At 34.8% G+C, this 24371-nt stretch carries 23 protein-coding genes, 1 tRNA gene and 2 pseudogenes; 17 read left to right on the forward strand and 9 right to left on the reverse strand.

The window, feature by feature from the left end; translation table 11 throughout:
* The first annotated feature begins 94 nt into the window (after positions 1 to 94).
* Together ttdA and ttdB are read left to right on the forward strand one after the other, a co-directional pair.
* Positions 95 to 994, forward strand: a complete 900-nt coding sequence (gene ttdA, locus UCH001_RS00060; protein ID WP_067172597.1) for a L(+)-tartrate dehydratase subunit alpha — start codon at positions 95 to 97, stop codon at positions 992 to 994.
* Positions 991 to 1605 (forward strand): L(+)-tartrate dehydratase subunit beta, encoded by a 615-nt coding sequence (gene ttdB / locus UCH001_RS00065; RefSeq protein ID WP_067172599.1) that lies wholly within the window; start codon positions 991 to 993, stop codon positions 1603 to 1605. The genes ttdA and ttdB overlap by 4 nt, the downstream gene beginning before the upstream one ends.
* Before the next feature lie 30 nt (positions 1606 to 1635).
* Here ttdB and UCH001_RS00070 read toward each other — a convergent pair whose 3' ends face one another.
* Complete coding sequence (locus tag UCH001_RS00070) at positions 1636 to 2289, reverse strand: GntR family transcriptional regulator (RefSeq protein WP_067172602.1); 654 nt, start codon at positions 2287 to 2289, stop codon at positions 1636 to 1638.
* A gap of 181 nt (positions 2290 to 2470) precedes the next feature.
* On the opposite strand from UCH001_RS00070, the gene UCH001_RS00075 reads away from it, so the two are divergent.
* The 4 genes from UCH001_RS00075 to UCH001_RS00090 all read left to right on the forward strand — a co-directional run bounded on the left by UCH001_RS00075 (position 2471) and on the right by UCH001_RS00090 (position 8436).
* Entirely contained in the window at positions 2471 to 3142 is a 672-nt protein-coding gene (locus UCH001_RS00075; protein WP_067172605.1) for a hypothetical protein, read from the forward strand.
* A gap of 9 nt (positions 3143 to 3151) precedes the next feature.
* Positions 3152 to 3781 (forward strand): tetratricopeptide repeat protein, encoded by a 630-nt coding sequence (locus UCH001_RS00080; RefSeq protein ID WP_145973086.1) that lies wholly within the window; start codon positions 3152 to 3154, stop codon positions 3779 to 3781.
* A gap of 52 nt (positions 3782 to 3833) precedes the next feature.
* Positions 3834 to 6488, forward strand: a complete 2655-nt coding sequence (gene mgtA / locus UCH001_RS00085; RefSeq protein ID WP_082705623.1) for a magnesium-translocating P-type ATPase — start codon at positions 3834 to 3836, stop codon at positions 6486 to 6488.
* Positions 6489 to 6840: 352 nt separating this feature from the next.
* The gene (locus tag UCH001_RS00090) at positions 6841 to 8436 is read left to right on the forward strand and encodes a hypothetical protein (RefSeq protein ID WP_067172609.1); all 1596 of its coding nucleotides are present in this window, start codon (positions 6841 to 6843) and stop codon (positions 8434 to 8436) included.
* Between the two features lie 129 nt (positions 8437 to 8565).
* Here the strand turns inward: UCH001_RS00090 and UCH001_RS00095 are convergent, their stop codons facing one another.
* The 3 genes and pseudogenes from UCH001_RS00095 to UCH001_RS00105 all read right to left on the reverse strand — a co-directional run bounded on the left by UCH001_RS00095 (position 8566) and on the right by UCH001_RS00105 (position 11287).
* Positions 8566 to 8826 carry a (2Fe-2S)-binding protein gene (locus UCH001_RS00095; RefSeq protein ID WP_067172612.1) on the reverse strand — a complete coding sequence of 87 codons (261 nt, stop codon included), beginning with the start codon at positions 8824 to 8826 and terminating at the stop codon, positions 8566 to 8568.
* Positions 8827 to 8868: 42 nt separating this feature from the next.
* Positions 8869 to 9160, reverse strand: a pseudogene (locus tag UCH001_RS13070) (transposase); the annotation flags it as partial.
* A 961-nt stretch (positions 9161 to 10121) separates the two neighbouring features.
* A protein-coding gene (locus UCH001_RS00105; protein WP_145973087.1) for an IS3 family transposase occupies positions 10122 to 11287 on the reverse strand; the annotation gives its coding sequence in 2 pieces (ribosomal slippage) (positions 10122 to 11035 and positions 11035 to 11287; 1167 coding nt in all).
* A 155-nt stretch (positions 11288 to 11442) separates the two neighbouring features.
* Between UCH001_RS00105 and UCH001_RS00115 the strand changes: the two genes are divergently transcribed.
* From UCH001_RS00115 to UCH001_RS00140, 6 genes and pseudogenes are all read left to right on the forward strand, one after another.
* Complete coding sequence (locus UCH001_RS00115; protein ID WP_067172622.1) at positions 11443 to 12294, forward strand: DUF429 domain-containing protein; 852 nt, start codon at positions 11443 to 11445, stop codon at positions 12292 to 12294.
* A 36-nt stretch (positions 12295 to 12330) separates the two neighbouring features.
* Positions 12331 to 13218, forward strand: a complete 888-nt coding sequence (locus UCH001_RS00120; protein WP_067172625.1) for an HAD family hydrolase — start codon at positions 12331 to 12333, stop codon at positions 13216 to 13218.
* A gap of 402 nt (positions 13219 to 13620) precedes the next feature.
* Positions 13621 to 13755: pseudogene (locus tag UCH001_RS13300) on the forward strand (sigma factor-like helix-turn-helix DNA-binding protein); the annotation flags it as partial.
* 35 nt (positions 13756 to 13790) lie between these two features.
* Complete coding sequence (locus UCH001_RS00130; protein ID WP_067172630.1) at positions 13791 to 14171, forward strand: hypothetical protein; 381 nt, start codon at positions 13791 to 13793, stop codon at positions 14169 to 14171.
* A gap of 31 nt (positions 14172 to 14202) precedes the next feature.
* Positions 14203 to 14814 (forward strand): hypothetical protein, encoded by a 612-nt coding sequence (locus tag UCH001_RS00135; RefSeq protein WP_145973089.1) that lies wholly within the window; start codon positions 14203 to 14205, stop codon positions 14812 to 14814.
* Between the two features lie 64 nt (positions 14815 to 14878).
* Positions 14879 to 14966 (forward strand) — tRNA-Ser (locus UCH001_RS00140).
* A gap of 61 nt (positions 14967 to 15027) precedes the next feature.
* On the opposite strand, the gene UCH001_RS00145 is transcribed toward UCH001_RS00140, so the two are convergent.
* Positions 15028 to 16671 (reverse strand): GMC family oxidoreductase, encoded by a 1644-nt coding sequence (locus UCH001_RS00145; RefSeq protein ID WP_067172635.1) that lies wholly within the window; start codon positions 16669 to 16671, stop codon positions 15028 to 15030.
* Positions 16668 to 17156: a gluconate 2-dehydrogenase subunit 3 family protein gene (locus UCH001_RS00150; RefSeq protein ID WP_158508919.1), complete on the reverse strand. Its 489-nt coding sequence runs from the start codon at positions 17154 to 17156 to the stop codon at positions 16668 to 16670. The genes UCH001_RS00145 and UCH001_RS00150 overlap by 4 nt, the downstream gene beginning before the upstream one ends.
* Positions 17157 to 17268: 112 nt before the next feature.
* Between UCH001_RS00150 and UCH001_RS00155 the strand changes: the two genes are divergently transcribed.
* From UCH001_RS00155 to msrP, 5 genes are all read left to right on the forward strand, one after another.
* Entirely contained in the window at positions 17269 to 17505 is a 237-nt protein-coding gene (locus tag UCH001_RS00155; protein WP_067172640.1) for a hypothetical protein, read from the forward strand.
* Positions 17506 to 17511: 6 nt separating this feature from the next.
* On the forward strand, positions 17512 to 17922 hold the full coding sequence (locus UCH001_RS00160) for a DoxX family protein (RefSeq protein ID WP_067172642.1): 411 nt from the start codon (positions 17512 to 17514) through the stop codon (positions 17920 to 17922).
* A 65-nt stretch (positions 17923 to 17987) separates the two neighbouring features.
* Positions 17988 to 18644 (forward strand): response regulator transcription factor, encoded by a 657-nt coding sequence (locus tag UCH001_RS00165; RefSeq protein WP_067172645.1) that lies wholly within the window; start codon positions 17988 to 17990, stop codon positions 18642 to 18644.
* Positions 18637 to 19773, forward strand: a complete 1137-nt coding sequence (locus UCH001_RS00170; RefSeq protein ID WP_067172647.1) for a HAMP domain-containing sensor histidine kinase — start codon at positions 18637 to 18639, stop codon at positions 19771 to 19773. Before UCH001_RS00165 ends, UCH001_RS00170 begins: the two co-directional genes overlap by 8 nt.
* 20 nt (positions 19774 to 19793) lie before the next feature.
* Positions 19794 to 20729 carry a protein-methionine-sulfoxide reductase catalytic subunit MsrP gene (gene msrP, locus UCH001_RS00175; protein WP_067172650.1) on the forward strand — a complete coding sequence of 312 codons (936 nt, stop codon included), beginning with the start codon at positions 19794 to 19796 and terminating at the stop codon, positions 20727 to 20729.
* Positions 20730 to 21079: 350 nt separating this feature from the next.
* Here msrP and UCH001_RS00180 read toward each other — a convergent pair whose 3' ends face one another.
* The 3 genes from UCH001_RS00180 to UCH001_RS00190 all read right to left on the reverse strand — a co-directional run bounded on the left by UCH001_RS00180 (position 21080) and on the right by UCH001_RS00190 (position 24299).
* Positions 21080 to 22156: a methyl-accepting chemotaxis protein gene (locus UCH001_RS00180; RefSeq protein WP_067172652.1), complete on the reverse strand. Its 1077-nt coding sequence runs from the start codon at positions 22154 to 22156 to the stop codon at positions 21080 to 21082.
* 81 nt (positions 22157 to 22237) lie between these two features.
* A complete protein-coding gene (locus UCH001_RS00185; RefSeq protein ID WP_067172655.1) occupies positions 22238 to 22714 on the reverse strand; it encodes a cysteine permease in 477 nt (158 codons plus the stop codon).
* Between the two features lies 1 nt (position 22715).
* Positions 22716 to 24299, reverse strand: coding sequence for an aspartate:alanine exchanger family transporter (locus UCH001_RS00190; protein WP_067172658.1), 1584 nt, complete (start codon positions 24297 to 24299; stop codon positions 22716 to 22718).
* Positions 24300 to 24371: the final 72 nt, after the last annotated feature.

Consider the following 24371-nt stretch of genomic DNA (forward strand, 5'->3'; position numbering starts at 1 on the left):
AAAAGCCATGTAAGGATTTTTTATAGGTGAACGAAAAACGTTTAAATTATAAATGTGATAAAATATCACATATTACGAAAATGAAGGAGAGTAGATGTCAACTCCAAATGAGACCCAAAAAATGGTTGATATTTTGGGAAAGTTTATCGATGTAGTTTCGAAAGAACTGCCTGATGATGTGATGGCAAAACTGACTGAACTTAGAACACAAGAAGCAAGCCCTTTAGCAAAAACAATTTACGATGTCATGTTTGAAAATATGGATAAAGCTAAAAAGCTCAACCGTCCAACATGCCAAGATACAGGTGTGATCCAATTTTTCATAAGAGCAGGTGCAAAATTCCCCCTTTTAGGAAAGCTTCGAGAGATTTTAAGAGAGGCAACCATACAAGCAACGAAAAGTGCACCATTACGTCTTAATGCGGTAGAGGTATTTGATGAAGTGAACACAGGAACCAATGTAGGTACGAATGTCCCTTTTATTGAGTGGGAGATTGTGGATGATAGCTCCAATGTGGAAATCGAAGTCTATCAAGCCGGTGGTGGGTGTTCCTTACCGGGAAGAAGTATTGTATTGCCACCGCTTGCAGGGTATGAAGGAGCGATGAAGTTTGTATTTGACACCATTGTAGATTGGGGTATCAATGCCTGCCCTCCTCTTGTTGTTGGGGTAGGCATCGGAACGTGTTCAAACTCAGCAGCACTTCTTTCAAAGAAAGCAATGTTACGTCCTGTAGGCAGTGTTCATCCTCATCCAAAAGCAGCGGAGATGGAGAAAAAAATTGAAGAAGGACTCAATGCCATTGGTCTTGGACCACAAGGTATTTCTGGAAAAAACAGTGTCATGGCAGTCCATGTTGAAGGAATGGCACATCACCCTTCCGTTTTAGGGGTAGGTGTTACGGTAGGATGCTGGGCAAACAGGCACGGTGTCATTCGTTTTGATGAACATATGAACTATGAGATTGTTTCGCATAAGGGAGTAAGACTATGAAAAAAATTTTAACAACTCCAATTTCTGATGAAGATATCAAATCGCTCAAAGTAGGAGACATCGTTTATTTAACAGGTACGCTTGTAACGTGTCGTGATGAAGGGCATCGTAGAGTTGTTGCAGAGGGAATTATGCCAAAGCTTCCGATGGATCGCATCGCTATTTTTCATGCAGGTCCCATTGTAAAAGATGTTGAAGGTGGTTGGGAAATGGTTTCCATTGGACCAACAACGAGTATGCGAATGGAACGCTATGAAAAAGAGTTTTTAGCAAAAACGGGTGTTAAACTGGTAATTGGTAAAGGTGGCATGGGTGCAAAAACAGCAGAAGGTTGCAAAGAAAGTACGGCTGTTCATGCTGTTTTTCCTGGTGGATGTGGTGTGGTTGCCGCAGAACAAGTCGAAAAAATTGAAGATAAAGAGTGGCCAGAATTTGGTATGCCAGAGGCTTTTTGGGTTATGAAGGTGAAGGAGTTTGGACCATTGATTATTTCGATTGATACAGAAGGCAATAACCTTTTTGAGGCCAACAAAGTTACGTTTCATCAGAAAAAAGAAGAAGCATTGAAAAAGACAGCATCACACATTGTTTCGATGATTGCTAAGAGTTAATACTAGAGGCGCTTTTTGCGCCTCTTTTAATTAGTTTTTGTAATTTGCTAGTGTACTGTTCATACTGTAGATGATATGTTGACGCATGGTTTCGCATGCACCTTCATAATCTTTTTTCTCTAGCTGTTCAACAATTTTATTGTGATCTGCTAAAGAAATTCCTGCATATTCTTGAGCTGTGACCAAATGGTTCATTGATAAACCATTCCATAGTAATGAGAGAAATGATTTGAGTTTTTCACTATCTGCTGCTTCCCAAATCGTCATATGAAAGGCTTGATTAGCAAGATTGTAGGCTTCGGTATCGCCTGCTTCTTTGGCACGTTGACCTTGCTTGTTGACAGTCTGAATGGCTTTGAGTGTTTCGTCATTCATATGTTGACACGCACGTCTAAGCGCTTCGGTTTCAAGCAATATACGCATTTCATAGTGATCTTTAATAGCTTCAATCGAAATACCTTTGACAATAGCACAACGATTTTGGCGAAGTTCGAGTAGACCTTCATTGGCAAGAATTTGAAATGCTTCACGTACGGGCGTGCGAGACATACCAACTTGCTCACCAATACTGTCAAGTGTGATGGATTGACCTTTGCTGATACCACCAGAAAGGATTGAAGAGCGCAGTATGGAAGCTACCTGTTCACGAGCGGGTAACATTTGTACTTTTTTGAGATTGATCATAAAATGCTCTTTATAGTTCTATATTTATTTAAGTATAGCATGACAAGGCTATCTTTTCAAGAAAAGAGCTATTTTCTTTTTTTATTTTCAAACTTTTATAGTGCTAAACAGCTCACTTTTTATTGCTTTAAGTTGTACCGTTATACAATAAAACATGAACGTTCAATTAAGGAGAAATGTGATGCTAAGAGATGTAATAACATGTTTGATTGTTCTATGTTTCCTTAGCGGATGCAACAGTAAAGAAGAAAAAAATACAGATACAAAAGCAGTTCAAAGTGTTGATGCTACGTATCAAAAGACGATTAAAGAAGAGGTCTTAAAAACCATTAATGATCCCAAGTCGTATCAAGAACTTTCATGGAAAAAACTCAAAAGTGGTGATGTTGTAAGCTCACGTATTGGCAAAAAAGTTGTCTTTATAGCCCATTCATTTAAGGGTAAAAATATCTACGGTGGGGCAATTACACGTGAAAATATTTACTTTATAGGCGAAGATAAGCCTAGTCTTATTATAGATTTTGATGTGAAAGTGGCTTTTGAAGAGTTCTTAGCGAACAAGAGCATCATAAATCTTTTTGCAACAAGTATATGGGATATAGAAAAATTGCATGCAGAGTATAAAAAGAGTGCAACAGATCTTGATGCGAAAGAAACTATCAAAGATTTTATCTATTCGATCAAGCGCTTTAGTAAAGCCGATCAAGACTATTTAGCAGATTCTATTTCGAATGCAAACAATCCGCTCTCTATCGCAAAAAATGTGGCACTTTTTATGAGCATTAGGCTCTTTCCTGAGTTGATTGAAGAGTTACTGTTTAATGAAATAACCTATAATGGAAAATATAAATAAGGAGCTATGATGAAAAATGTTGTAAAACTCTTATCTCTTTTAGCGTTTTGTACACAATTATCGTATGCAGATGACCTTATGGATGGACTATCAGCATATGAACGAAATGACTTTGGCACTGCGGCAGAGTTTTTTCAAAAATCGTGTGACAATGACAATGCTGAGGCATGCTACAATCTTGCAAATATGTACGATTCTGGGCTTGGCATTTATAAAGACGATCAAAAAGCGGTTATGTTGTTTACAAAAGCGTGTGATGGTGGATTTATCGACAGTTGCTACAATCTTGGTATGATGTACGATTCTGGTGAAGGGGTTACCAAAGATGTAGTAAAAGCCTTTACGCTTTTTTATAAAACATGTGAAAAAGGGCATACCAGAGGGTGTTACAATGTCGCATTGATGTACTACAAAGGACAAGGTGTTCAAAAAAATTATCCAAAAGCATTTGAATTATTTCAAAAAACATGTGATGAAGGGTATGAAAAAAGTTGCTATAACCTAGGAGTAATGTACCGTAACGGACAAGGTGTGACGCAAAACCTAGATAAAGCATTAGCACTTTATAAAAAAGCGTGTGAACAAGGTCTTTCTATCGCATGCGATAAGTATGGAAAACTAAGAAGCGAGATGCAATAATGTATTGTGTAGATACGGTTTTTACCAGTATCTTCCATAATATAGAATTCAAATGAAACGCCATTTTCAAATTCTTGAACGCTTTCGTCGCTCTCTTCTCACAGGGCAGCAGTTACACGAAAGCGTTCCCTCTAGTCACGTCAAAAATTTCCGAGACATATCAGCTCTTTCCTATTCTGAAGTATTGGAAAAACTCCAAAGTAATCAAGAAGGCTTGACACAAAGCGAAGCGCATCATCGTTTGCATCTTTATGGTCACAATGTTGTTGCTACACATCAAAAGCAGCACAGTTTGCTTATTCTCTTATCGAAGTTTAAAGAGCCTTTGGTTGTGATGCTTTTGATTTTAGCGCTCATTAACCTTGTCTATATTCAAGATCTCAAATCGGCAAGCGTGATTGGCGCCATGACATTAATTAGTGTTGTTTTATCATTTACACAAGAGATACGTTCAGGAAAAGCAGCAGAAAAACTCAATGCAATGGTATCATCCATGGCGACTGTTGGGCGTAATGTTAATGGCAATATATCGTTATTGCAGTTGCCGATTTCTATGCTCGTTCCTGGGGATATAGTGCACTTAGGAGCAGGAGATATTATCGCGGCAGATATGAGAATTCTTACTTCAAAAGAGCTTTTTGTTAACCAATCTACATTAACAGGTGAAGCAATGCCTGTTGAAAAAAATGAACAAAGCAATGCGCTCCATAATGAAAGTATTTTCGATCTTTCCAATATGTGTTACAGAGGGAGTCATGTCGAAAGTGGTTCTGCTGTTGGCATAGTGGTTCAAACAGGTAAAAAGACTTATTTAGGCTCTATTGCTACGATGCTTGAACACCAGCCCTCTTTGACAACATTCGATAGAGGCATTAAGAAATTTACATGGATGATGATTACATTTATGCTTATCATGACTCCTGTTGTTATTGTGATCAACGGTTTATTAAAACACGATTGGGCAGAAGCTTTTTTATTTGGTCTATCGGTTGCCGTAGGGCTTGCACCTGAAATGTTACCGATGATCGTTACTGTTAATTTGGCCAAAGGTGCGATGAGACTTTCTCAAAAAAAAGTAATTGTCAAAAATCTTCAAGCCATTCAAAACTTTGGTGCTATGGATGTATTGTGTACCGATAAAACGGGAACACTCACGCAAGATAAAATTATTTTAGAGCGTCATATTGATGTTACTGGAAATGAGAATGCGCATGTTTTGGAGTTAGCGTACATCAACAGCCATTATCAAACGGGGCTGAAAAATCTTCTCGATATGGCAATTTTGCAATATGTTCAGTACGAAAAATTACAAAAAAGCGATTATGTACGTAAAATCGATGAAATTCCTTTTGATTTTAGTCGTAAACGCATGTCTGTTGTTATTGAGAATAATGCTTCAAAAAAACATCTTATGATTACGAAAGGTGCGGTTGAGGAGATTATCGCTTTGTGCCATACATTTGAGCATCGAAGTGAAAATTTGGCATTTGATGCTTTTAACCAAGAATGTGCTTTTCAAACAGTGAAACGGCTCAATGAAGAAGGGTTTAGGGTTATTGCTATTGCTTCTAAAGAGGTAGATGTTTTACAAAGGAACTTTACGCCAGAAGATGAATGTGATTTGACATTAAACGGATTTATCGCTTTTCTTGATCCTGCTAAAGAAGGTGTAAAAGAAGCACTTGATGCACTTCATGGCTGCGGTGTTGCAGTTAAAGTTTTAACAGGAGATAATGAAGTTGTAACACGAAAAATATGCCATGATGTGGGGTTGATGATTACACGTGTTTATAAAGGTTCAGATATCGATACTATGAGTGATAAAACACTCAAAATTGCTGTGGAAGAAGCGAATATTTTTGTCAAACTTTCACCTTCTCATAAAGCACGCATCGTTGAAGCATTGAACCATAATGGTCATACGACAGGCTTTTTAGGGGATGGTATTAATGATGCTTCAGCCCTTCAAATGGCTGATGTTGGGCTTTCTGTTGATACGGCAGTGGATATTGCTAAAGAGAGTGCCGATATGATTCTTTTAGAAAAAAGCCTTCTTGTGCTCCAACAAGGTGTGATCAGTGGAAGAGAGGTCTTTGGAAATATCATCAAATACATAAAGATGAGTGCCAGTTCGAATTTTGGCAATATGTTTAGTGTTTTAGGCGCTAGCCTCTTTTTACCCTTTTTACCTATGCGTCCTATTCAAATTCTTACGAACAATTTTCTTTACGATTTATCCCAATCAACAACGCCCACCGATAATGTTGATCCGGAGTTTATAGCAAAACCTCGTAAATGGGACATTGGAGGATTGCGCAATTTTATGTTGGTAATGGGGCCAGTGAGTTCGTTGTTTGACTATATATTGTTTGCCGTTATGTTGTATATCTTTCAGTGTTGGGAAAATCCATCGTTATTTCAAACAGGTTGGTTTGTGGAGTCGCTGGTATCGCAGACGATGATCGTGCATATCTTGCGCACCAATAAACTTCCTTTCATTCAAAGTGTTGCGAGCGTTCCTGTTCTTATTATGACATCATTTGTAATGCTCTTTGGTATGTTTCTACCCTACTCTCCTTTTGCGCAAACTTTGGGATTTCAAGCATTGCCGATGTTGTATTGGTTTATATTGTTAATGATGATGTTAGCGTATATTGTCTTGGCGCAAAGCGTGAAACAATGGTATAGTAATCATTATGAGAGTTAAGCTTTATCATGAGATAGTGAGTTGTGAAGTGGCGGGCAGAGGGGGAGACATTCCCAATTCCCATTGTAACCAGAAACCCCGTAATTTAGGGGTTTTAAACGCATTTTATTCCTTTTTTTTGATGATTATAACATAAAAAAAGTTGGACAAGTTGGACAAAAAGTTGGACACTTGTATATTTTTCTTTTCTCTCTTTTTGTTCATTAGAACAAAAACACATTACCAATAAACTAACTTTTTACCGAAATGAAATGTAGGGTAAAAAAAAGTTAGTTTATTGTCATAAGGTGTTATTACCCACGTCTAACTTTTTAATCTATAATTAAGTTTATAAATTAAAAAAGGAGAAAAAATGGGAAATAATACATTCTTATACAAAGAAATAAATTTTACGAAAAACGGTAAAAAAGTATTTCAAAACACTAAAAATTGTTATTCACAAATGATAACAAGTTTAAAACATTCGTTAAGGGTTTTAGAAGAGGAAAAAATACATATAAACACCGAGAAAACACACGAAAATGATTATATTTCTGATTTCAATTTTGACACAAATGAAGAATTATTATTAAAAATTGAACAAGATATAAAAGACAATATAAAAAAATTTGAAAACATTAACAACGAAGAAGAAAGAAAAAAGATTTTAAAAGACTTCCAAAATTCAAAATCATCAATTTCCAAAAAAATTCCACTGGAATTACTAGAATTAGAGTTGGAACAAAGTAAAAATGCTGGAACTGTTTTACATAATATAGTCTATAAACACAAAATTAAAAACGTTAAAGTAAAAGACAAAAGAACAATAAAAACATTGGAAAATTACATTTTTTTAAAAAATGAAATGATTAAATTAAAACAAAAAACACGTAAATATAATAATCAAATTATAGTTAAAGAGGTTCTTTTAAAAATTCCAGAAGGGCAGGAATTAGACTTAAAAAAGGAAGAGTGGAACGTAATAATTAAGAATTTTAAAAATGAATATTTCAAAAATTATGATCTTTATTGTTCTTGTATTCATCTTGACGAAGGAACAGAAAATAAAAGTCATGTTCATTTATTTTTAAGCTCATATAACAACGAAAAAAATGATTTTGATATTAATAAAAATACTTTTCAATACATAGATACTAAATATAATTTAGATTTAGATTTTAACAAACAAGAAGATCATAAAAAATTTATGAAACAATTTCAAGAAGATTTTTACATTTTTTTCAATAGACAATTGAAAGAATTAAACAAAAAAGAACGTATAAAATTTAACGATTATTTGACAACAGAAGAAATTGAAAAACGTTTAAAAATCAATCACGAAGATAATTTAACAATCGATCAAAAACATACAAAATTAATCAATCAAAAATTGAAAGAAAAAATACAAGAAGGTCAAAGTCCAATCAAAATTTTAAACATCAAAACACAAGAAAATTCACATTTTTTAAGTAGTAAAACAACCCAAAAAATCGAAATTGAAACAGAATCAAAAGAAGATATAAAAAACATTATAAAGTCTGTTAGAAACTATTCAAATTTAAAATTTTTCATTGAAGATTTAGAACAAAAAAACAAAGACAAAGATATAAAAATCTTTTCTTTAAATCAAAAACTAAACGATGATTATTTCTTTTTTAACAAAAAAGAAAATGTATTATTATCAAAAATTGACGAACTAAAAAATGACCAAAATGAAGATAAAAACAAATTAAAAAATGAACATGAAACAAATAAAATTTTAAAAAATATTCTTGAAAACATAATAAATGAAGAAATAAAAAATGATGAAATTGATAAAAAATTAGAAAAAAATGTTTTTGAAAAATTAGAAAAAATTAGAAAACAAGAAGAAGAAAATTTCAGAAAATTTGAAAAAGAAAGACTAGAAAGTTTACGTTTCAAAAATAAAAAAAGTATTGAAGATATTGGACAAATCGAAAAAAAATAATTTAAAATTTTATCCCCCCAACCCCCTGAAGGGGGCTTTTTGACTTGAATGGGATGTTTTTATAGAAAAAAATTGGTTAAATATTTCGTGTCAAAGTAATTCTAATAGGAGAAATCCTATCACACCTATTTAGCTACTACAACAGCAACTACAATTTTCATTACTATTTTTACCTGAGTAGAGCTTAATTAAATTTTTAATATCCTTTGAGCAACACTCACCAGATGGATTTAATTCTTTACAACTACTTCCAGTACAAGCTTTTGTTGATTCTTTGATTTTAGAAAGAGTGTTATTTCCTTTTTTAATGGCATCAACAATAGTTTTTTTATCAATTTCTATACAATAACACACTAATTCTGAATCATTAGCTTCCAACCAGTTTGTCATATCAAAAGTCCTTTAAATGCTTTTGTCACATTATATCATCACTTAAATTTTAAGCTCATTATTAAGCCTCCCTTCAAAGAATATTGCAAGTTGAGAAAGTGTCAAGCTCCAATTCCAAACAGGCATAGTCCATTTTTTTTCAGCATCTTTTATGCCCATATAAAGCAATTTGAGTAGTGAATTCTCATTTGGAAAAGCACCTTTTGGTTTTTGTTAGCTTACGAAACTGACGATGCACTGATTCAATAATATTGGTGGTGTAAATAACTTTTCTTATTTCTGGTGGATATTTGAAATAAACAGAGAGATTTTCCCATTTATTCTGGGGACTGTTAGAAATATTTACTTATACTCTTTTCGTTATATCAACATTGTAGTATTTATAAAACAAGTCAAAAAAGATTTTAACATAGAATATAAAACCTCATTAAACACTCAAAAACAATGAAAAAACACTAAAAGAAATGTTTGACAATACAAAACATCAAAAAACAAAAAGTTGTCATAGAAAACGCTTTATTTTATTCTTTTTCTTTTTAGCGCGTAATTTTTTCTTTTTCTTTCGTGTGTGTTTGTATTCTACAAGTTTTAGATAACAAAAAGAGTATAAGTAAATATTTTTTCAAAAATTTATAATCTAAAAACATTTTTACTTCAATAACTTTTAAAACTAAATTTTTTAAGCAAAAAAAAGATTTTTCTAAAGCTAAATTTTCATTAAAGCAAATTCAAAAAATCAACCAAAAGAAACAGTTTCAAGAAAAAAAATTTCGTACAACTAGTGAGTATAAATATTATTTATTATATTCACGAAGTGAATGTAATAAATTATAATTATAGTGATAGTTTACCTCTCTCGGATGTAGTTTATATATGAGTATTTACTAGTATATAAACTACATAGTTAATAAAATATATTATTATTTTATTAACTATTGTGACAGACTAAGTTTTACAATGTAAAGGTTATTTGACTTATACAATCTACTAGTTTTTGTATATTGATTTTATTTTTGTTATAAATGGTATGTGTTATATCTCCTTTAAAACTGTGTCCCATCAAATATTTTTTGGTTTTCTCGTCTCCATTTGTATTTAATTCAATTTCTTGACTGAAATTTTTTCTAAAAGAGTGAAAACTTTTATTTTCTTCATTAATAATTTTTTTTAGTCTATTATTTGTTCTTTTACCAGCATTTTTGACTTCGTTTTCTTTCTCATAATCAAAAAATAAGTATTTGTATTTACTGTGTTTCGTTTGATATTTGGAATGACCCCACATTTGTAGACACACTCTAATTCTGCGAAGCCATATTTAATTTCTCATTATATCTTTTTTCAAATTCATTGGGCGAAATATAACCAAGATAGCTATGCCTTCTGGTTGAATTATAAAACATTTCAATGTAATAAAATATGTCTGATTGTGCTTCCTCTCGTGTAATATAAATCTGTTTTTTGACACATTCACGCTTAAATGTTTTAAAAAAGCTTTCAGCCACTGCATTATCATAACAGTTGCCTCGCCTGCTCATGCTAGGAATCAGGTTGTATTTTTTTAGGAGTGCTTGCCACTCGTAAGAGCTATACTGTGATCCTTGATCAGAGTGTACAATAACTTCATGATGTGGTTTTTGTCTAAAGGTTGCCATTTCCAGAGCTTTTAGAGCTAACTGTGTTGTCATGCGATGACTTGTTGCCCATCCAGCAACTTTTCTACTGAAAAGGTCTAATACAACCGCTAAATAAAACCATCCTTCATGTGTTTTGATATAGGTTATATCTGTTACCCATGTGTGATTTGGCTCTTGAACATTGAAACACTGCCCAAGATGGTTAGGAGGTGCCAAATGTCTCTGCCCTTTTTTATAACGAGGTTTTTTCTGTTTGACACCTGCACCAAAGAGTTTGGCTATGTTCATAAGTCTTGCGACTCTTTTTTTATTCACACTGATACCTGATGCTATAAGATCTTTGGTAACAGTTCGATATCCATAGATACGACCACTGTGTTCATAAGCCTCTTTAATGTGTTGCAAGACCACTTTATTATCTCTATCACGTTTTGATTCTGGTTGTTTATTCCATGCATAATAACCACTAAAATGGACTTGCAAAGCTTTGCACATTCTTCGCACGGGATAAAATGGCTTATACTCTTTAATGAAGGCGTACTTTACTTTTGATTCTTGGCAAAGTACGCTGCGGCCTTTTTTAGAATGTCACGCTCCTCGGTGACTCTTTTTAATTCTGCTTTGAGCTTCCTATTCTCGGATGATAAATCTTTGGAAGCTTGGTGTTGTGAGGTACTTTGAGGATTACTATAGATTTTTATCCATGCTTTGAGTGAATCAGGATGCACTCCTAATCTTTGTGCGGTATCTTTAATGGGATAGCCATTTTTTACAATTTGATTGACTGCCTCTTGTTTGAACTCGTCTGTGTATAGTTTATTTGCCATGGAATTACTTTCTCCTCTTGATGTTTCATGTGGTCATTATCGACCGTATTAACAGTTTCAAGAGTGTCTAGTGTTGTGGGGTCATTCCACATATATATGTGATTAAACTTAAGTTGCAGAATGTTATCATCGTCCAAAAAAGGATGGTGATAATTATGAAAGTTATAGGTATCGACCCTGCTCCTTCTAAAAAAACTGTTATTTATAATGATATTGATGGATTCACTGAAATAGAAGCTGATAAGTTAAAAAAGTATCTTGATGATGAATTTAAAAATTCAGAAGAAGATATATTAATATGCTGGGATGCGCCTTTAACAGGAGGAAAGCCAATTAATTTTAATCAGAAAATAGAAAAATATAACCCGTTCTATCAAAGAAAAATAGAACAGTTGATTAATGCCACCGTTCAAGTTAAAGGGATATCCACTATGGGCTATGCTGGGTGTCCTCATTGGTCAATTACTCAATATTGCTTAGGGCTTCCACAAATATTTCAGCCAGAGGTTCCTCAATCTAATTTGCCATTTCAGCTTATCACCGAACAGCTTACGATAAAGCAGAAAAAATCTCTAAAAGGCAAATATGTTATTGAAGTTCACCCTGCCCTTGCTTTATGGCTTTGGTTAAAAGAAAACAATAAAGCTAAAACGGAATTTGACTGGGATTATAAAGAAAATAAAGAAACATTCAATATATTGGTTAGACAATTACTTGACAAGTTCGAAAAACCACAAGCTGTAACGGAATCCACAAATCAGGCAAATGCAAAATATAAAGTTGAAGTTACTGTAATTAAAGATGAAAACGAATCTGTAAAAGAAAAAACGATGACTGATGACCATCTTGATGCTTATATCGCATGGTTATTAGGAACTTTATGGTTAAAAATAGAAAATGAAGTATTGTTAGTAGGCAATAAAAATACGGGCGCAATGCTACTACCTACCGACAAGAAAGAAGAAGTTAGTAAAAAATGGCAATCCGAGTTAGAAGAATATAAATAAAAATTAACACTAACTTTAAATATACATGAGGTCAAAATGTCCAACATTATAGCTATCATATTTGATTTTGATATTACGCTGTCCCCAAAGTTCCAGCAAGAAGTTATCTTTGATGATTGGGGTGTCGAGGCAAAAATATTTTGGGAAGAAAGTGCCCAAAAGATTGCTCAAGGGTATGATATGGAGCATGCTTATTTAAAAACTTTCATTGATTATGGGAAACGAGACCCAAAGTATGCACTTAATAATCAAACGCTATACAAATACGGTAAAAAAGTCAATCTTTACGATGGCTTGAGCCGAAGAAATGGCAGTCATTCTATCTTTGATGATTTGCAGATGATTGTTGAGCAAGAAGAGCACAAAGAAAAGAACATCAAGTTAGAGTATTACTGCATTAGTGGTGGCATTACCGAGATGATTCAAGGTGCTTTTGATGAACACAATTTGAGTGACCACTTTAAAGAGATATTTGCATGTTCCCTTGATGAAGATGAGCATGGAAAGTTGGCATATATCAAAGAGACTGTTGGTCATACCATCAAGACACAAAAGCTTTACATGATCGCAAAGGGTGTTTCACCTAAAAGAGGGGATAACCCATCTAAGGTTAATGAAGTGAGCAAAAATCTTCGTATTCCTTTTGAAAATATGATCTTCCTTGGAGATGGACAAACCGATATACCTGCTTTTTCCCTTATCAATAAAAGTGGTGGAACATCTATAGCGGTTTACCGTGAAATCAAACGCGCTGATGGCACGATAGATGAACAAGCAACCATGAAACCATACAACGAAGGGTATCATTTGGCGATAGAATCTAAAAGAGCAGAACAACTTCTTCCAGCGGATTACTCAGCAGGGAAACCACTCAAAATGGCTCTCTTGAGCTATGTAGAGAAAATGGCTAAAAGGATAAATTGAAGACAAAAGTCATCTTTCTCTCGTAAAATAATTAATCTCAAATTCCTTCATAATAGGAAAAGCTACTCAAAATAATGGGTAGCTTTGTTACATTTTTCATTAAAAAATCAAAAAATCACCTTTTACTATTAACAAAATCACATCTTGGCTTTTTATATATATGTATAGAAATCAATTTCTATGCCCAGAATCTAAATGAAGGACAATACTATGCCGTTTAAAATTTTAGAGCAAGAGTTAATCAAAGAAATCAAACATATTCAACAGCTCTTTAGAAAAGAAGCAATGGGTGAAATTTCAATTGATACGCTAGCTAAAAATGAACTTGTAGAAATCGAAGCAACTTTACAGAATCGACTAGAAGAATTAAAAAGATCCTCTTCAAATGCATGCATCGTTGGAGATTTTACATTAGAAGAAATTGCTAAAACGATGGGTATAACACGTGAAAGAGTACGCCAGATTGAAACATCTGCTATTAAAAAGATTAAAAATCCAAAAATAGGTAGAAAACTCAAAACTTATTTAGAGATATAGCAATTTTTCATAAAACAGAAATCACGGAGAGCACCATGCCATTGCAAATTTTTGAGCAGGCGTTATTCAAAGAAATTATGCATATTAACGGTCTTATAGGGAAAAGACTAATAGGTGAAATTTCAATTGAGGATAAAGCTAGAAATGAGCTTTTAGAGATAAGAATAACTTTGCAAAAGCAAATGAAAAAATCAAAAAGATATTCAGAAAATATGCGATCAGAAGGTGATTTTACACGAGAGGAAATGGTTAAAATACTGAAAATCATGAGAGAAATAATATGCACAATTGAAATATCGTCAATCAAACAAATCATAGAGGGGACAACACGCTACACAGATTACTCTAAAGCTAGCGGTAAAACTATGAAACACCTAAAAAGAAATAAGGTATGGATACCATACTCAGAAGATTAAAAATTTTTGATTAAAGCTTGGGAGAAAAAGTATGCACGAACTAATAGAACAAATTAATTTCAAGCTTGAACAGCATGCAGTTTCAACGGTGCTAAAACAACTCGGTTATCATGTGATTTCAAAAGGAATATCCAAGTTGAATTCGTTGTTGAGATGTAGCACACTGCAAACCTGGCTCGCCTCAGCACATTATGATTATGTACATACAAACAGAACATTTCTTGTGGTACTATGTGAGATTTTATCGATTGAAAAGCACTATTATGAGCCTTTATTAAATGCCATACAACAGTTAGAAGCTATGAAAACACCCTATCTCTTCATGGAGACGTACTTTAAAAGGGTGAATGAACCACTCTTTGTATTGGCATTAATGGATGCAAAGCGTCGTATGATGTTGCCCAAAGAAGCTTTTCTCAATCAATCGAAAGAAAGTATTGAAGCCTATGTGGCACACCATATCAAAGAGCATTATGCGATGACACAAGGCTATCTTGCAATGTGGGGGAAAATTCATCTTTATATCCTTTTCCATCCCGATGGGAAAAAGCATATTTTCAATATCCATGGAAACTTATTGGCAGTGGAAACATACAGTGAAGAAAGCGAAGCATTTTTGAGACTTCATAACTACACTTTCTAACTATTTTAGTGTAGTACAATCACACTTTAAGCCATTTTTGACTAAAATCGCCTTCTACAAAAGTGGGCAGATGTCCGAGCGGTTGAAGGAGCACGCCTGGAACGCGTGTAAGGTGCAAGCCTTCGGGGGTTCGAATCCCCCTCTGTCCGCCACTTTTTCTTCACTAAAACTTACAAGGCAATAGCTACATAGAGTTACATTGTGTCTATTGCACTACTTTAATATTTGTTTGATGTAATCAGCAACACGGAATGCATTCGCATAAATAGTCCATGTGTAAGGAACACTTCCTCCTGTTGGCATAAAACTACCATCTGTTACAAAAAGGTTAGAAATATCATGGCTTTGGCAATAACGATTAAGCACATGTTTTTTAGGGTTATCTCCAAAGCGGCATCCTCCTGCTTGAAGATTTTGAGATGGTAACGGAGAGATTGTGTATGATATATTTTTGGCACCCATCTGCTCAAGTAGTCTTACAGCTTTTGTCGCTAAAAATTCTCCTACTCTGACATCTTCTGGATGAGCCCCTATTCGTATATTTGCAACTGGGATTCCATATTTATCTTTATATTTCTCATCAACGGATACAAAACAGTTATCATTAGGCATCCAATCATTAAATATTTCAAAATTAAGAACTCTTTTTGTTGTAAATGTTTGATAGATTTTATCTTGAAGCTTTTGTCCAAAGATTAATTTATCATTTTCCCATTTCAAGCTATTGGCACGTCGAATTGGATTAGAATGCTCAAATAAAAAATCAATCAATCCGCCTTTAAATTTTGGCGTGAAATACCAATCTTTTAAAGCACGATTCACGAAAAGCCCTGATTGTAAAAGAACTTCTTGACTAAAATGGCTCAAATCAAATTCCCCAGACCCCATGCCTCCGCCTGAAAAGAGAAGATTTTTCCCAACAGCTCCTGAAGAATTGGCTAACCCGTTCGGAAATGCTGCATTTTTGGAATTTAACAGCAAACGTGAACTCTCGACCGCTTGTGCTGCAAGGATAAAGAGCTTTGCTTTTATCTCTTTTTGAGTACCTTCTTTTGTAAGATAGAGTGCTTTCTTTACCTTTTGCGTATGATCTGTTTCCAATTTTACGACAAATGCATTTGCTATAATATGTAAATTCCCTGTGGCTAAAGCAGGCTGAATTAAAGCAGCTCTTGAGCTTCCTTTTGCACCACTTGAACATGCATAAGAACCGCAATAGTTAGAATAGTAACAGGGATTTCGATTCTCTTTAGATTCTGACAGAATAGCTCTTGGTGTCATGAAAGGGGTAAAATTTAAAGCTTTACATGCCGTGTCAAATTTTTCAACAATTGGGTGTTCTGCCAAAGGAGGATATGGATATGTGTTAGTGCTTCTTGGTTCTTGATGAACATGTTCGGTAACATGCCCTGAAACACCAACAATTTTTTCTACTAAATCATAGTAAGGTTCAATCTCTTCATAACTTATAGGCCAATCTTCAATGTTAGCTCCATCATACATGCCATAAATAGATTTCAACTTAAAGTCATTTGGTTTCAAACGATGAAAAAAGCCACTCATAAAGTTGGAGGATCCTCCCAAAAGACTACCATTCCAAAAATTCCAATTATTTTCATAAGTAGGTGTTTTTATCCATTTTCCCTCTTCCAACGTTTCAATCGTATGGTATTCATCGCTTAGTTGTGGCGTAAAAATATTTCGTTTCGTATAAGCGATTTCATCCTTTGAAAAATCTTGTTCGCTATAAATATCGCCCTTTTCAAGAATAACCACTTTTTTTCCAGCATGCGAAAGTTCATAAGCAAGTGGCCCAGCTCCAGCTCCACTACCTATAATACAAATATCATAATTCATATTTTTCTTCCATATTTATTTATGGGACGAGGATTTCCCGTGGTATGCAAGGTTGAAGTCCACCCTAACTCATGAGTATTTCCTCCATATATAGGGTCACTAAACATAGCTTCAATCGTATAATAAATAAGTTTTGATAACCATTTTTCTAAGAAATCACTTTCAGTTGCTATTTCTAAAATTTTATTTTTAGATTCAGTGTCTTTATGCGAGAAATCTGGAAAATTTTGATGAAACATAGAAGCTCCTTTTATTAGGAAGTCTAAATCATTTGCATCAAAATACTCAGATGAACAGTTCGATACCAAATAAAAAAGTGCGTTGATATCTTGTGCAGATGGCATGTGTTCAGTTTTGGGTAATAAAGTGTCTTGAACACTTGCAATAGTTTTCCATGCATGCGTAGGAATTTCTTTAGCTTGCATATTGATTCTCAAAAATACAGGTGATGTAGCAATAAGTGCTATAAAGGTTCGTCTCTTCATACCGAACATTCTAACACACTCTTGTAAAACGTTTGTGTAATAAAACTACATAATCACTACACAAAAAATCATTATACTTTCACTATCCAAAACCCAATAAAAGGAGATTTTCATGAAAGTATTTTCTGGAGTTAAGCCTCTTGTAGCATTATTAGTAGCTACAATGTTTGTAAGTGGTGCTATGGCAGCTGATGGTAAATGTGGAGGTGACATGAACTCTACTAAAGACTCAAAAGAGATGAAAAAACCTGCTGATGCAAAGTGTGGTGGTGATAAGATGTCTGCTGATGCGAAAAAACCTGCTGATGCAAAATGTGGTGCTGCTAAGTGCGGTGGAGAAAAAAAATAATTTAAAATGAATATGGTTAATATTCAACAATCGAGTATTTTGCTAGGTGTACGATTCGCATTGGCATATGGATTTTATGAACCAGCAATACGAAAACTAGAAGATATTCAATCAGTTGCCGATTGGTTTAGTACACTTGGTATACCATTATCTTCACCCATGGCTTATATCACGGTAGGTACTGAAACCTTAGGTATTATTTTGTTAACTTTGGGATTATTTACAAGGTGGATTTCATTACCCCTAAGTGTTATTATGATTGTTGCAATCATTACTGTACACCTGCCTAATGGTTTTAGTGCAGCAGATGGAGGTTATGAAATTCCTCTTTACTATCTAATTTTTCTTGGCATACTCAGTTCCTTTGGTGCGGGAAAAATCAGCTTAGATTACTTCTTTGCCGAAAGAAGGAAATAAACTTCATCTATACCATAGCTTCTTGAGGCTATGGTATAATTGGTACAATAACCAAAGGGTATTTGATGAAAATTTTATTACTAGAAGATGATCCTATTTTATCTGATATTCTGCTTTGTCATTTGAATAAACATATGCATCAAACAACTCATTTCAATGATGGACAACTTGCTTGTAATACACTAAACGATCAAAAATTTGACCTTTTGATTCTTGACATTAATGTTCCAAAATTAAGTGGTATCGACCTTCTTAAAGAAATTCGTACCTATCAAAACAATACTCCTGCCATTGTTATAACTGCATTTCAAGATACCGCTCATTTAAAAAAAAGTTTTGAAAATGGGTGTGATGACTATATTAAAAAACCATTTGATCTTGAAGAGCTTGATTTAAGAATTAAAAATATTCAAAAACGGTTTCATATTGTCAATGAAGAAGCTATAAAATTAGACGATAATATTTTGCTAATCGTTTCTAAAAATCGCTTGTTTGTAGATGAAATATCCTACACACTCACGCGTAAAGAGTGTAAAATTTTACTTTATCTGTGTAATCAAAAAGGGAAAGTCATTTCTTCAGAAGAACTCATCCAAAATTTATGGGATTACCATGAAATGCCCAGTGAAGCTACCATTAGAGTCTATATTAAAAATTTACGCAATATTTTAGGCAAAGAAAAAATTCAAACCGTTAGAGGGAATGGATATATTTTTGAATAGAGAAGAACTTAAAGCATTATTGGGATTTTTAATCATTTATACATCTTCAGCACTTATTCTCATGATTATTATTGCCATTTTATATCACAATAATGAAACAAATAAAATTCACGAAAAACGTACGATGGAAATTAAAACTGTCATCATGAGCTACGAGAAAGAGCTTATGCAAGCAGAAATGGATAAAGTACCTTATGAATTTCATCCACCAAAAGACTTTTTTAATGTCGTATTGCTAGATAAGGGGAAAAAACCTCTTTTTTCAAATGTAAATAGTCAAATTTCTGATTTGGATACTGCGCGTTACACTTTTCACGAGCTATCAAGTCCTATCAATGAAGTCGCCTATATTGTTGTCGATGAAAAAAAGAGTGAACAAGAAATATTCAAATTAAATTTTATTATTGCCTTAAGTATTTTGATATCTTCTATTTTTGTTGGTATTGAGGGTTATTTTTTAAGTCGATTTTTGCTTAAGCCTGTTCATTCGCGTATTGACAAACTCAATAAATTCATCAAAGATAGTTCACATGAACTCAATACTCCTATAGCTGCTTTGATGATGAGCGTCTCAAATCTCAAACAAAGTTCTTTTCCAGATAGGCGCGTTATTAATCATATTTCTATTAGTACGAAACTCATTTCGCAGATTTACAATAGCTTAAGTTATATTGCTTTTAACGATATTGACGAAGTATTTGAAGAATCATTTGATCTTGCTCTTTTAATTCAAGAAAGCGTTAGCTACTTCAACGAGATAGCCGCAACAAAAGAAAATACGATTACTGCGCAACTTCAAACAACATTTATTCATATAGATAAGTCTCGTATTCAAAAAGTCATTCATAATCTTTTATCAAATGCTATCAAATACAGTTATCCTAAAACAACCATTTCCGTTAAACTTTCTGAGCATCTTTTAACGGTTACCAATAAGGGTATAGGCATTAGCGAAGAAAATAAAAAAAACATTTTCAAGCGTTTTGAACGAAGGAGTACTACTGTTGGAGGTTTCGGAATAGGATTGGACATTGTTAATTCTGTGTGTGAAATGTATCACATTAAAGTTTGGATTGAATCTATTCCAAATAAGGAAACGACCTTTTATTTGCAGTTTCCTAACGTATAAATACTTATATAGGTACTATTATGAAGATTTCACGTATTGCTAATATCACCCCTGAAGCTCTTTTTGAAGCACGTCGCTATTTTTTAAAATTAGGTGCGGGCGCACTGGTGAGCAGTAGTGCCATTTCCAACCTTTTAGCAGACCTACCACAAGAAGCGAATCTAAACTATACCCCTGATGCAAACCCGCAGAAACTCACCCTTAACACGTTTGAGCAAGCCAGTAACTATGTCAACTTTTACGAGTTTTCTACGGACAAAGGTGCCCCCGTCAAACTCTCCCAAAAGATGAAGACTAACCCTTGGAATGTTCGCTTAGGCGGTGAGATAAAAACCGCACAATCTCTTGATGTGGAAGAGTTCATCGCCAAGTTTGGACTTGAAGAGCGCATCTATCGTTTTCGCTGTGTCGAGGGTTGGTCGATGGTTGTACCTTGGATAGGCTTTCCTCTTTATAAACTCTTAGATTATCTTGAGCCAAACAGCAACGCCAAGTACGTGAAGTTTACCACACGCTACGACCCTGCGATGTTTCCAGACCAAGCCAAAGGCATCTTCTCAGCCATCAAATACCCCTATGTTGAAGGCTTACGCATGGATGAAGCACGCCATCCTCTTACGTTCATCGCTGTTGGCATGTATGGCAAGCGACTACTTCCTCAAAATGGCGCACCCATTCGTCTTGTTGTACCGTGGAAATATGGCTTTAAGTCTATCAAGTCGCTCGAGCTCATTGAGTGCGTTGAAAAAGAGCCACTCAACACATGGCAAGAACAAAACCCCAAAGAATACGGCTTTTATGCTAATGTCAATCCGCAAGTTGACCACCCAAGATGGACACAAGCCAAAGAGCGCTTACTCGGCAAACTCACGAAACAAGATACCTTGATGTTCAATGGGTACGAAAAAGAGGTCGCCTCACTGTATGCAGGCATGGACTTAAGGAAATTCTTTTGAAATTCTTGCTTCATCATGATAAATTTATTGATTACTATAGATACTTTCACAACAGCGCTAATTGATGAGATTATTAATCATCACCTCCAATAATTTTTCTATGCTAACCTTGTGCTAATAAAATTTTCCATATATAGCTTGTTATGTAGAGTATTGGATGATAATTCAGTTAAATGAAGAAGGTATATGGCGAGATATGTGAAGATGTGTCGTGATGGCACATCGCCTGTTCCAGGCGACTGGATTAAACCACTCTCCCATCTGCCCATTTTGGATAGGACTGGAAGTATAACGATTTTGTGCTTATTGGAGGATTAATGGCTTTTGCTAGAGCCACTAATCCTTTCCTCTTAAGATTTTCGTATCGCTTTGAAGCCTTCTATCAGTTTTTCAAAGCCTACTTTACTGGAATGTTCTACATTTCTAAAGGTTTGGACACCATCGTGTGGATTTCCATTATTGGCAAAAATATCAATGGCTTTTTTGAGACCTTCATGCACTTTCACATGATGTTCACTTACTTCATTGACAACACTTGGGTTTAGTCTTTGGCTAACGTTCGAGAACCATTTTCCAAAGCGGCAAGCGGTGTGCCCTAAAATGTCGGACTGTTTGCGTGCTAAAGCAGCGTTATAGCCTCTGAGTTTGAGTAAGATATGGTCGATTTTTCCATTGCTTACAGAGATTTCATTGGTGACATTGTCACACTTGTTGGTGATGCTGGTTGAGTTAGCAAGCATTGCCTGGATTTCATTTGAAAAAGTGCCAAGTGTTGACATAGAGTTTTGTGACTCTTTTTGGAATGTCTCACTGGTGTCTGCCATCGAATTGGTATTTTGTTTTAGAATGCTGATGTTAGATTCCACTTCTAGGGTTGCTTTTTGTGTGCGTTCAGCAAGCTTTCGCACTTCATCCGCAACAACGGCAAAACCTCGTCCATGTTCTCCTGCACGTGCTGCTTCGATAGCCGCATTGAGTGCTAAAAGATTGGTTTGGTCAGAAATGTCTTTAATCAGATTGATGATGTCACTAATAGCTGAAACACTGCTGGAGAGATTTTCAACATCGTGTGTAAACTTTTGAGTGAGTTCTTGGATTTTTTCCAAAGAAGTGATGATCTCTTTTGTCTGATTTTCAACATTTTGACCTCTTTGCATAGAGCTACTGTTAAGTGTATTGATCTCGTTGAGCATGGTTAATCCCTCTTCGACAGTATATTGCAAAAAGTTCATTCCATCTTCGTAGCTGTTTAGAAGAATACTGAGTAATTCTTCTTTGGTTTGATCTATAGACGTTTCTTGAGACTCTTGTGTTATGCGTAGGTTTGTATTTTGAAGTTCTTCATTGTAGTCTTTGAGCTTTTGTAATTCATGTTTAAGTGCTTGATTTTCACTTTCTAGCTCTGCTATACGTTTTCCGCCAAACATAGTTTCTCCTCGGGATTAAGTATGTAAAATTATAACAAACGAAGCGTGACATTTACGTTGTAATTTTTTAGAATTTTAAGATTAGTAGTACCCTACGCAAATGCCATTTGAGAGGTTGATTTTCTTCTCAAAGGGAGAAGGTCCAAAATATTTACATTTTTCGATGTAGATATGGTATTTGTACTCGAGTTTTAAATCATCGTAAAATTTTTTGAGATTAACCAGTTTTACATCGCATACATCGATGATTTCAAGCATTTTATAAATGCAGGAGTTGTTGTGTTCTATAAGGTGTGAGGGAGCAAGACCTGTGTATTTGCAAAAGGCTTGAGATTGGACCATGCCTGTAAGATCGGTACACTCTTTGATGACCTCTTTGTACTTAGGGATGATGCTCTCTTTACGTAAAAAAACGACACGAGCATCATCAAATTTTGCGGCTTCGACATTTTTCCAATAACGGTATGCATTGGAAGAAATCCCCGCAAGAAGGCTAAACTCTTTGTTTAAAACATAGTTGTTTAGCCAATGATTATGCGTCAGGATTTCCATCTGCATATTACATTATCTTCATGCCTAGTTGTGCTAAAACAATGACCAATACTAAGCCAAGAGGATAGACCGCTGCATAAGCGATAGATGGATAATCTGTTTTGGTCATATTGTTTGCCATAGTTAGAGAAGGCGTTGATGTCATTGCACCAGAAAGCAGACCTAAAATATCTAAGAAGTTCATCTTTAAAATGGTTCGGCATGTAAAAGTGATGATACCTAAAGAGACAATAAGTGCACCAAGCGCAAGGACGATAGGCAAGATGCCATTGTTTTCTAGTGATTCTACAAGGTACTTTCCTGCATTCGTTCCAAGTGTTGCGATGAAGATAAGCTGTCCTAGTGTTTTCAAAAGCGTGGTTGAATGTGGAGAAAGGTTCCATACAATAGGTCCAACACGCCCTAACCTGCCAAGTACCAACGCCGTAATCAAAATGCCACCCACAAAACTAAGTTTGATAGCACCTACCCCTGGGATGTAAAAAGGGATACTTCCAAGTAAAATACCAAAAACAACACCTAAAGAGATAGGCAAGAAGTCTGCTGCAGGATATTTTAGAAGGTCATTACCAATAAGTTTTGTCACTTTTTCAGTATAAGTTTCAGGTGCAACGACATAAAGTTTATCACCAAGGCGCAATGTAAGGTCGGGGTATGCAGGAATATCAATACCTGCACGTCTTACTTTGGTAATGACTGCACGTAAAGATTTCAGCTCTTTAATCATGCCAATTTTTTTACCTACGATCTCTTTGTTTGTTGTAAGAAGTCTTAAAACCGCCATATTGTCTTGGAACTCATGTTCTTCACCGATTTCTTGTCCTAGAACAATACTAAGGTTTGCCAGTTGTTCATCCGTTCCTGCAACCCTGATAACATCACCATAGCTTAGTGAAACATCGTCTGTAGTGTGGTCAACATGCCCATCAGACGTCATACGCTCAATGACAGTAGACGTCATGCTCTCGATTTTAGATTTTTTAATCTCTGTATTTTTAAAATTTTCATTTGTAATACGAAAATTTCGAGTATGAATGTCAGGGAAACGTACTTTCTGACTTGATTCATACGCTTCAACTTCTTTTTGCAAATCAACACGAAAGAGTACAGGAAGCACACGGATAAATAATACTGTTGCTACGATACCAAAAGGATAGACAAGACCAAAGATAACTGAAGTGGTCGCCGTGTGTTTAATCTCTAATGCTGCTGCAAGCGCTGGAACAGAAGTGAGCGCACCTGTAAAGATACCGTCAACAATCGTTTTTGGCATATCAAAAAAGTATCCAAATCCAAAAATGATGACAAAAAGCAACACTAAAAGGGCGGTTGCAATAAGGTTGAGTTTAAGTCCTTCATGTTTGATCGTATCAAAAAAACCAGGACCAGACTGAAGTCCAACGGCATAAATAAAAATAGCAAGTCCAAAGTATTGAAATGCATCAGAAATAACCATGCCATAATGCCCTGCGATGAGCGCAACAATAAGCATTGCAGTTACATCAAGCGAGAAGCCTCTGACTTTGATATTGCCTAAAATATAGCCAACAGAGATGATGGCAAAGAGGTAGAAAATTTCATTATTAATCATAAAAAATAGTGCCTTAAAAGAATTAAGCAATTATACCTAATTTTTTAGTTTGGCTTTTGAATTATCGCCTTT

Origin of the sequence: Sulfurospirillum sp. UCH001, from assembly GCF_001548035.1 — a bacterium.
Lineage (GTDB): Bacteria > Campylobacterota > Campylobacteria > Campylobacterales > Sulfurospirillaceae > Sulfurospirillum.